At 40.7% G+C, this 8,933-nt stretch carries 8 protein-coding genes and 1 pseudogene; 4 read left to right on the top strand and 5 right to left on the bottom strand.

What is annotated here, in order from left to right:
• Window positions 1–199: pseudogene (locus tag BM122_RS19280) on the top strand (transposase); the annotation flags it as partial.
• Window positions 200–246: 47 nt separating this feature from the next.
• Complete coding sequence (locus BM122_RS19275) at window positions 247–504, top strand: hypothetical protein (protein ID WP_074907123.1); 258 nt, start codon at window positions 247–249, stop codon at window positions 502–504.
• Window positions 505–1,047: 543 nt separating this feature from the next.
• Here BM122_RS19275 and BM122_RS19265 read toward each other — a convergent pair.
• The 5 genes from BM122_RS19265 to BM122_RS19245 all read right to left on the bottom strand — a co-directional run bounded on the left by BM122_RS19265 (window position 1,048) and on the right by BM122_RS19245 (window position 5,956).
• Window positions 1,048–1,296 (bottom strand): hypothetical protein, encoded by a 249-nt coding sequence (locus BM122_RS19265; RefSeq protein ID WP_074907121.1) that lies wholly within the window; start codon window positions 1,294–1,296, stop codon window positions 1,048–1,050.
• 671 nt (window positions 1,297–1,967) lie between these two features.
• Window positions 1,968–2,840: an AI-2E family transporter gene (locus tag BM122_RS19260; protein WP_256212223.1), complete on the bottom strand. Its 873-nt coding sequence runs from the start codon at window positions 2,838–2,840 to the stop codon at window positions 1,968–1,970.
• Between the two features lie 1,759 nt (window positions 2,841–4,599).
• Window positions 4,600–5,058, bottom strand: a complete 459-nt coding sequence (locus BM122_RS19255; protein WP_074907120.1) for a hypothetical protein — start codon at window positions 5,056–5,058, stop codon at window positions 4,600–4,602.
• Window positions 5,059–5,106: 48 nt separating this feature from the next.
• Window positions 5,107–5,508 (bottom strand): hypothetical protein, encoded by a 402-nt coding sequence (locus BM122_RS25550; protein WP_256212222.1) that lies wholly within the window; start codon window positions 5,506–5,508, stop codon window positions 5,107–5,109.
• Window positions 5,509–5,602: 94 nt separating this feature from the next.
• The gene (locus BM122_RS19245; RefSeq protein ID WP_074907119.1) at window positions 5,603–5,956 is read right to left on the bottom strand and encodes an ElaB/YgaM/YqjD family protein; all 354 of its coding nucleotides are present in this window, start codon (window positions 5,954–5,956) and stop codon (window positions 5,603–5,605) included.
• Window positions 5,957–8,056: 2,100 nt separating this feature from the next.
• On the opposite strand from BM122_RS19245, the gene BM122_RS19240 reads away from it, so the two are divergent.
• On the top strand, window positions 8,057–8,461 hold the full coding sequence (locus BM122_RS19240) for a surface-adhesin E family protein (RefSeq protein ID WP_074907118.1): 405 nt from the start codon (window positions 8,057–8,059) through the stop codon (window positions 8,459–8,461).
• 203 nt (window positions 8,462–8,664) lie between these two features.
• Window positions 8,665–8,933 (top strand): transposase (locus BM122_RS19235; RefSeq protein WP_143083554.1); only part of this gene is annotated, 269 nt, incomplete at its 3' end.

Genomic DNA, 8,933 nt, shown 5'->3' with positions numbered 1-8,933 from the left:
CTGTGATACCGAAAAAGCGAGACTCGTTGAAGGGTAATGCAGATATGGATTGGGGTTTATATCGATACCGGCATCGGGTGGAGAATGTTTTTGCCGGCTAAAGCAGTATCGGGCAATAGCGACACGATACGACAAACTGAAGCGAAATTATGAGAGTATGGTAGCCATGGCGTGTGGATATCTGTGGCTATCTATGTGAAATGTCAACAGACCCTAGTAATTAGTTTTTTATCAGGCTGTGCTCAAATGAGCCCGATAACAAGTAGTTACAGCAATGAAATGCATCGTATTGATTTGGGTACTATTGACCCCAATCATCATAATGCTGTCGCTAAACATTACGAAGATGCGGCTAATGAGATGAAAGCAAAACTGCAGACACAGAAAGAGTTATTGCAAGAATATGAAAAACATAGTTACTATTATGGTCGACGAGGACAAGATGTTCAGTCACATACTGCGGCTAATTTCGCCAGTATGAAAAATATATCAATGAGAATATGAAAGAAGTAGCTATGCACCGGAAAATCGCACTTGATGTAGGTAAACAAGAAGTCAGTTTATCTAATAATTAAATGGAAAATAAATTCTCGATTAAATAAATTTTCAATTAGAAGAAACTGTTCAAGTTCCAGAATTCCAAGCTTCTAAAAAATAGGCTGCATATCAATTTGCGATACGCGGCCTTTTTTGTAGTTAAATCACCTCCGGCTTTGCCAGAGGTGATTTAACTGATTTAACTTGCTCGGAGATAGGATTACCTTTGGGCTATGTAATGCGGCTTTGTCTGCAATGATCACGATTAAGATTGTGGCAAAGAATAACTCGTCTCTCATGATGATTCCTGCTACCCACAATTTCATTGTCTCTGCTAACGACAAGTACAAATCAAAAAGCATGAAAATCATGATAACTCTCACCGCCATCACAGCCAATCCCAGCAAGAATATAATTAAGGCTAGCCTGATTGAGCCTTGCTATAATGTAGCATGTGCCACAGCGATAATATCTCCAAGCAATGTTAGCAACATTTATACCGTTAATTATTTAGCGTTTATTGCTACTGCTTAGTAGCACTCCGGCAAGCACACCGCTGCCGAAAATGACAAGAGCGCTAGTAAGCGGTCGTTCCTTAATATACTTTTCCACACTTTCTCCGGTATCTTCAGCCAAATCGACTACTTTCCCGCTTTGTTTGCTTGCAACTTCCTTTACTGAGGATACCAATGAACCAAGGTCGCTAAAGTCTTTTTTTAACTGATCTATTTCTTTTCTAAAATCATCTGTCATTGCCATGATTTATTCTCCATTCGAATGAAAAGTTTTATTAATTGATTAATTAGTCTATAAGCTAAAGAGGCTTTTCCATTTTTGCCTAAATAATGTTCTCTGGACGGAAGATTACAAGCATTTGTGAGGTGTTAAAATACATCATTACCCGTAATCCACTAAGCTCATTCTCAGTATTTCTTGCTTACTAGTTGTAGATCAGATAAATGATGACCAACACAGATATAGGCACTCCGAGTAACCAGGCTAGAAAATATTTTCCCATTTGAGCCTCCTTTTAGAAATGCAAGTCATTGACTATAAAATGGTTTAACAGGCAGTAGAATAGAGTAAGAATACTTCTCACGTGTACCATGAAGATATAAAAACTCGATTCAATTTTGTCTGTAAACCACAATATGATATAACTTTACAGCAATAAACGGCTTTAGTATGTGCGATACCGTACAAATAGATTTTTGCTTCAGGCTGCCTGTTTATAGACGACTGAGATGCATTTTTACCCTAAGTGAAATATTATTCCCTTCCTAAATCAAAACTGACTTAGCCGGCTTTACCTTGCCGTGTTATTTATACTGTCTGCGGCTCGCCTTCGTATCATTTTTTAGTTGGAAATAGAATTACACGCCTACAGAGAGTAGGCATTATGGAGTGATCTGGATATTAATGGCGATCTTTTATAAGGAGCTTTTTGTATTCGTTGCCGGACGCTCTGTCCATAGCTGGATCAGGGCAATACCAACTGCGAGAATCGGAGGACCAATGAAAATTCCGATAAAACCGTAGGCTATAATGCCACCAGTCACCCCAAGAACAATTAGAAGAAATGATAGCTTGCTTTCGCGACTAATGAGATAAGGTTTGACGAAATTGTCAATGCTGCTAATCACAAATGTTCCCCATAGTATCATGAAGATTGCCCAGCCGTAGGATTCTTGAAAGACAAACCAAACGCTAGCGCCGCCCCATAATAGAGCAGGGCCCATGGGAATCACTGATAAAACAAAAGTAGCGGCACCAAGTAAGAAAGCACCTGGTACTCCGGCAATGAAAAAACCAATTGTAGCAGCGATAGCCTGTGCGGATGCTGCGCCAAACATGCCATATACAACCCCAGTCACGATATTGTGAATCGTAGCAAGAGGGTCTACACCGAAACTGAAGCCAAGAAGCTTCATCATTCCTTTTCGTAGTGTTTGTATCAGAGCTTCGCCGTCACGATAGAAAAAGAAGCCAATGAATGCAGCGAATATCATTTGCAACAAGCTTTGGCCGATTATATTACCTAAGTTAAGGAGGAAATTTCTGATTGGGTCAAGTAATTCTTTGAATAGTATTACCGCTTCGTTTCCGCCAGAAATGAGCCCTTGCCAGTAGCTATCCAGTCTTGCACCAAAGAGAGGAAGATCTGTAAGCCATGCTGGCGGCTCTATCGGGCCGTGCTCCAGAAATACTTTGACTGCCTCTATAGAGGCAGTTACATTACTTCCCAAACTGATGGCAAGCAATGCAGATGGGATGATTATCAACATAATCAATAGTCCTATCATAAGCAACGATGCCAGATCGGGTTTGTTTCCTATTGCTTTATTCAATATTGATAAAGCGGCCAGGTCGAAATACACATAACCATCGCGAACAGAATAGCTGCAATAAACGGATAAAGAATCTGGTAGCAAATATAAAAAATGATAGTGATTGCTGCCAGCTGAACGAATTGCACAATACGTTCTTCTATATTCATGGCTATTTGTGCTGGTTTGTGATACTCAGTTTAATCTATGTTTGTTGAAACTCAATTTATACTTCAGGAAAATTAACGATTCTATGCTGATAGTGTCTGCGATCATCTTTTAAACTATCTCGTACCGCTTAAAGTTCCTACAAGCAATATCTCACGTCATAAATTTACTAAGACATAATTAACTATTTAATAAATAAATTAAAATAATTTGTTATATAAATTTAATTCTTCATGAATCTGAGATAATTCAATACAATATTTTTTAAAAAAGAAGATGTATTCCCAAGCTTTGTGCAAAAGTATCTACGTTCGTTACTAATATTGAGCGCTTTAATTAGTAAAGTCAATTAAGGCTAACAATATTTAACGCCACGGTGTGCTGGAGCAATAGATAATATCTATTCAATTACTTAGGGACAAATTATGGGACAGGTACTGTATGGAAGCGCCCGTACGACAGAGGCAATGCATCGAGCAATACAACGTAGTCAAGGGATCCTGGAAGCATTGGCAAACGTCATGGAATTAGCGAGAAGACTATGACGAAGTAGAAGAAGCGGCTATCTATTTACGATGCGGCGATGGGCCAAAGGAACGAGCCTTGACAGTTCTGATGAAGAAAGAGTAAGCCGCCGCTGTCATCTTGCACTAGTATATGCTTCTGTCTTTGGATGATTGGCTGTATGTTTTGTAGCCGGCCATTCCCGGCCTGATTCGGTAAAAACTACATCGCTGCCTGTAGCACCACAGCATATCCCGCTTGCCGAAGATTGAAGGCGACTAACCCACGAAGAAGAAATTTAAAAATTTTCCCATTGGCTATTCAATAATAATATCGTGGAAGTTTAAATGGAGGAAGGCAGGCTGTATTATCTGTTAGCACGCTTCTACTGAGCTTCATGAACGTTTCACCAAGAGTCACGGCGGATTTTTACATAATTTCATTTCAAAATCAAAAATGATGCGAAAGCAAGCTGCAGACAGTATAAATAATAAGGCAAGGTGAAGCCGACAAAGTCAGGTTTTATTTAGAAAGGGAGTAATCTGCCTAAAGCTGTTCCTTACAACATCCATACTCTCCTCACCGGCAACATTATCCAGTTCTCCCAACCGTGCTTACGATAAATACGCATTCATACCTATTTTTGATCGCGTCTGCGGTAACAATGGGGTCGAACATCGGTTGGCGAAAGCCAATTATCCTTGGGGCGATGGACAAGTTGAGCGCATGAGAAGGGCCATCAAGAAAGTAGCAGTGAAACGATACGTCTACTTCTCTCATGGCCAGCTGATAACTTCTATGTACGGCTTCCGGATGACCTGTAACTTCGCAAAGCTCCTTAAGATTTTGAACGGGCTGTATGCCCTATGAATACATCTGTAGAATATGGGCAAAGGAGACAGAACGTTTTAATGCTATTCCATTCAGTACACCGTGAGACTAAATATCTATTATAAGCACGGTAATATCAAACCAAAATCTTAATCAACCAGTGCCCAGCTTTATCTGATTTGATAAAGCAGGAAGCTCAAAGCGTCAGGCTCATCTACTCTGTATGTGTTGCTCAACTCCAAAATTTTTTGCCGGCAAATTTAATCAAGTATGGTAGAGTAGCTAACATTTGCCGCCGCAGACGCGGACTAGCACCGAGTACTATTCCACCGAGTAACGCTGCCAACACAATATCACTGCTTTTAATATTAGATTGAGTAATGGTATTGCCGACTATTTGTCTTAACTGAGTGTTGGAGTGATTAGTAATTTGCTCGGAGACAGAGTTCCCTTTGGGTGATACAACGCGGCCTTGCCTGGCAAAGATCAGGATTAAAATGGTAGCAAAAAACACCATTCCAACTCCCACAATTATTCCTGCCTCCCAAGGTTTCAATGTTTCTGTCAACGCCACATACAAACCAAAAAACACGAAAACCATGCCAACTACCACCGCCATCATAGCCAATATTAGCAGAGAGATAATTAGGGCTAGTCTGATTAAGTCTTGCCATATTTTAGCATGTTCCATAGCAATATATCTCCCAGCAATTTTGGCAAAATTTATATGGTTAATTGTTTAGCGTTTATTCCTTAGTAGCAAACTGATAACAAAACCACTACCGAAAGCGATAAGAGCACTAGTAAGCGGTCGTCCCTTAATATATTTTTGCGCACTTTCTCCGGTATTTTCAGCCAGCTCGGCAACTTTCACGCTTTGTTGGCTTGCAAGCTCCTTTACAGAGGCCGCGAATGACCCAAGATTAGATTGCTCGGAGATAGGGCTGCTGGGTGAAATAAGGCGACCTTGCCTGGCAATGATCAGGATTAAAATGGTGGCAAAAAATACCACTCCGCCTCCCACGCTTACAGCTGCCTCCCATGGTTTCATTGTTTCTGCCAACGACACATACAAACCAAAAAGCAAGAAAATTATGCTAATCATTACTACCATTACAGCCAATCCCAGTAGGGATATCATTAAAGCTAATCTGATTGAGCCTTTCCTTAATTTCGCATATTTCGTAGCAAGAATATCTCCAAGCAATTTTCGCAACATTTATGTCGTTAACCGGTTAGCGTTTATTGCTTAGTAGCAAACCAACAACAAAACCGCTGCCAAAAGCAACTAGTGTACTAGTAAGCGGCCGTTCCTTAATGTACTTTTCCGCGTTTTCTCCGGTTGCCTTGGCCTGAGTGCGTACAATTTCTTTTGCATCTTCCGCCAAGCCGACAACTTTCTCGCTTTGTTTGCCTACAAGGTTCTTTAGTGAGGTTACCAATGATCCAAGATCATCCCGAAGGACAGCAAATTCTGTTTTTAACTCATCTATTTCTTTACTATCAACATCCCTATAATTACCTGCTGTTGCCTTGGTTTGTTCTTCCTTCGAAGCTATTTCTTTATTTGAATCACCTGTGTTTGCCATGATTTGTACTCCGTGCGAATGAAATGTTCCGATAATTGATTAACCAATATATCAGCTCAATAAGCTTTTTCACTTTTTGACCAAAATAATGTTCGCTGGACAGAAGATTTCAAGCAATTTGTAATACGTTAAAATAGAATATTGCCTGTAATCCACTAAGCACTGCCAGTATTTTCTAGTTGAAGAACAGATAAATGATGACCAACACAAATACAGGCACTCCAAGTAACCAGGCTAGAAAATATTTTCCCATTTGAGCCTCCTTTTATAAAATGCAAGCCATTGATTGTAATAGGTATTCACGGCAGTAGAATGGAGTAATATATTTCTCAAGTAAATGCCAAGAACATATAAATATTTGATCCAATCTTGTCTGTGAATCTCAGTGTGATATAACTTTACCGCAATAGACGGCTTTAGTATGTGCGGTAACGTACAAATAAATTTTTTCTTCAGGTTGCCTGTTTATAGATGACTGAGATGCCTTCTTATCCTAAGTGAAATATTATATATCTACAGAGGCTATGCATTATGAGTGTGATTCTGCGTAATCAGCATATTAATGAAGACCTTATAGGAGATTTTTGTGCTCGTTGCCGGATGCTTTATCTATCCCTAGATTAGGGTAATCCCTACTGCGAGAATAGGAAGGAATGGAGAAACAATTATAGCGGCGATAGCCTGTGCGGATACTGCGCCAAAAATGCCATATACAACCACATTCATGATATCGTGAATCATTACCAGAGGATTTACACCGAGGTTTAAGCCAGAAGTTTCCTCCTTCTTCTCTGTATCAGAGCTTCGCCATCACGAAAAGAACTGTGGATTCAAATTCAAAGTATTACTTTTGATGACTGTTTGGTATAACTTACCGATACTCCGATGAATACCTCATGCGGCACTCTAAATCCGGATACTTTGCATGGTCGATGCTCAAGACGATCGACTGCCCTCTGCGCTTATTCTTCGGAAATATTAGTCAATTTCATATTCCTGGGGAAATGCTGCCGTAGTAAACTTTTGCTATGTTCATTCCATCCTCGTTCCCGAGAATGGGAGGGAGGTATAGTAGGAAGGTGTAATGTAGATAGCTGCTTTCAGCTCCGAGCGTTCGAAGCTATTGTGATATATTGGTAATCAAAACGAGCGCTTCACCTTCTTCTGTAGTATGGCAGATGCGACGTAAACACCCACGAGGCTGCTTGCGTTGGAAGTTAAGCGATGGATTGATCAGCTGTCACGCGACCGGTAACTTGCCGTGAGGAGACCACTTCAAAGGTATCATTGGTTTTCATGCGCCCGACAAAAAGAGTGCTCTGTTATGTAAGCTCGACCTACCACTCATAGCTATTATAGGTACGATTAAAAACATAAGTTGACCTGGTGACAAAGGTAGAGGAGTAGCTGCCTTTGCATCATGAGCACGCGCTTCACCCATCTCAAGGAAAGCGGTAATGCAAACCCTAGGACCGTGAACAATATGAAGCTTTAACCTGCCTTGGTGGAACGAAATCCTGCCCAGGCATAATGATGGAAATTCAAATCCAGCATGATGGAATCAATTAACTACGGCAAGCTGGCCGGATTCACCAAAACGTGATTGCGCGAAAGATACTAGGCGCACGTTGTGCATTGTGCATCTGCCAGTATGGGGCGGCGAATCAGGGTTGCTTCCAGCTGAAAATGGAATTTGCATGGCTGTTGAAAGCCGTTTGCAGGTCGTGAAGTAAAACCCGTTGTACCAACTGCACATAAATCACTCATAAACTGCGTCCGGCAGTCAAGCGTCCGTATCTGGTGATCCCCTGCATGGCGTTTTACCGCATGATCAAAGCGGTAATGGGTAATTCCATTTCTAAATCAAAACTAACATTGTCGGCTTCACCTTGCCGTATTATTTATACTGTCTGCGGCTCACCTTCGCGTCATTTTGATTTGGAAATGGAAATAATATGTTTTAGACTTAAGTTCTTGGGTTGGAAAATTCCTGTTTCGAGCACATCGATTTTGCTTCATCCCCAAGCTCACTCAGGCTTTATCTCTCATGGGGTAATAGCTTGCCGGACAGTAGTAAAAAAAAGGAGTAAATAAATACGCATGAAAGGAATATTGTTAGCTTCAATAATTGCTGTGGCAACTAATGCTGTGATGGCTAACTGGTCTTTAGTAGACGAGAGTGATGATGGTTCAGTGATAATTTATTCCGACTTTACCACTATTCAAATAACTGGAGACAAAATTAAGATGTGGTCATTGGGCGACTTCAAGGCTGTGAAGGAAACCAATGGAGTCAAATTTTTATCTTCAAAATATCAAAAAGAATACGACTGCAAACTAGGGCAGGTGAGAATGCTTGCATTCATTTTATTTAGCTCAAACATGGGCGAAGGGCGGGTTGTTTATTCGGATAATGAACCTGATAAATGGGCGCCAGTAACAGCTGGAACAGTTGGGGAAACTCTCTGGAGATTAGCTTGCGAAAAAGATGTATCAAAAAATTAGCGCTGCACTTTTTTAATCATCAAACTGTAGAGTGCTAGTGGATTATGTAGCAGACCTAATTATTTGGTTGGTATTAGTACCTTCGGTATGAAAAATATATAATTATTTACTAGGGTCTGTTGACGTTTTAAGATAAGTATTTCATAGATAGAAACAAACTCGTAATATTGGGGTTCCTACACCACCGACAAAACGAGTTTGCGATGCCCCGAATGATGCTCAATGATGAGTACTGGTCGAAGCTGGAGAAGATTCTGCTTCAAGAATCGATTTATAACAAGCGCAATCTGCGCATGACGGTAGAAGGCCTACTGTATCGAATGCGGGTTGGCTGTCCGTGGCGCGATCTGCCCAGGGTGTTCGGCTGCTGGAATTCCATCTATAAAAGATTCAATGCCTGGTCATTGAGCAGGAAATGGCTCAATGTTTTCAAAGCATTGGCTGTTGATCCGGATTGGGAATGGAGATTTAT

Source organism: Nitrosomonas communis (genome assembly GCF_900114745.1).
Lineage (GTDB): Bacteria > Pseudomonadota > Gammaproteobacteria > Burkholderiales > Nitrosomonadaceae > Nitrosomonas > Nitrosomonas communis_A.
This window is presented reverse-complemented; position numbering and strand designations above follow the sequence as displayed.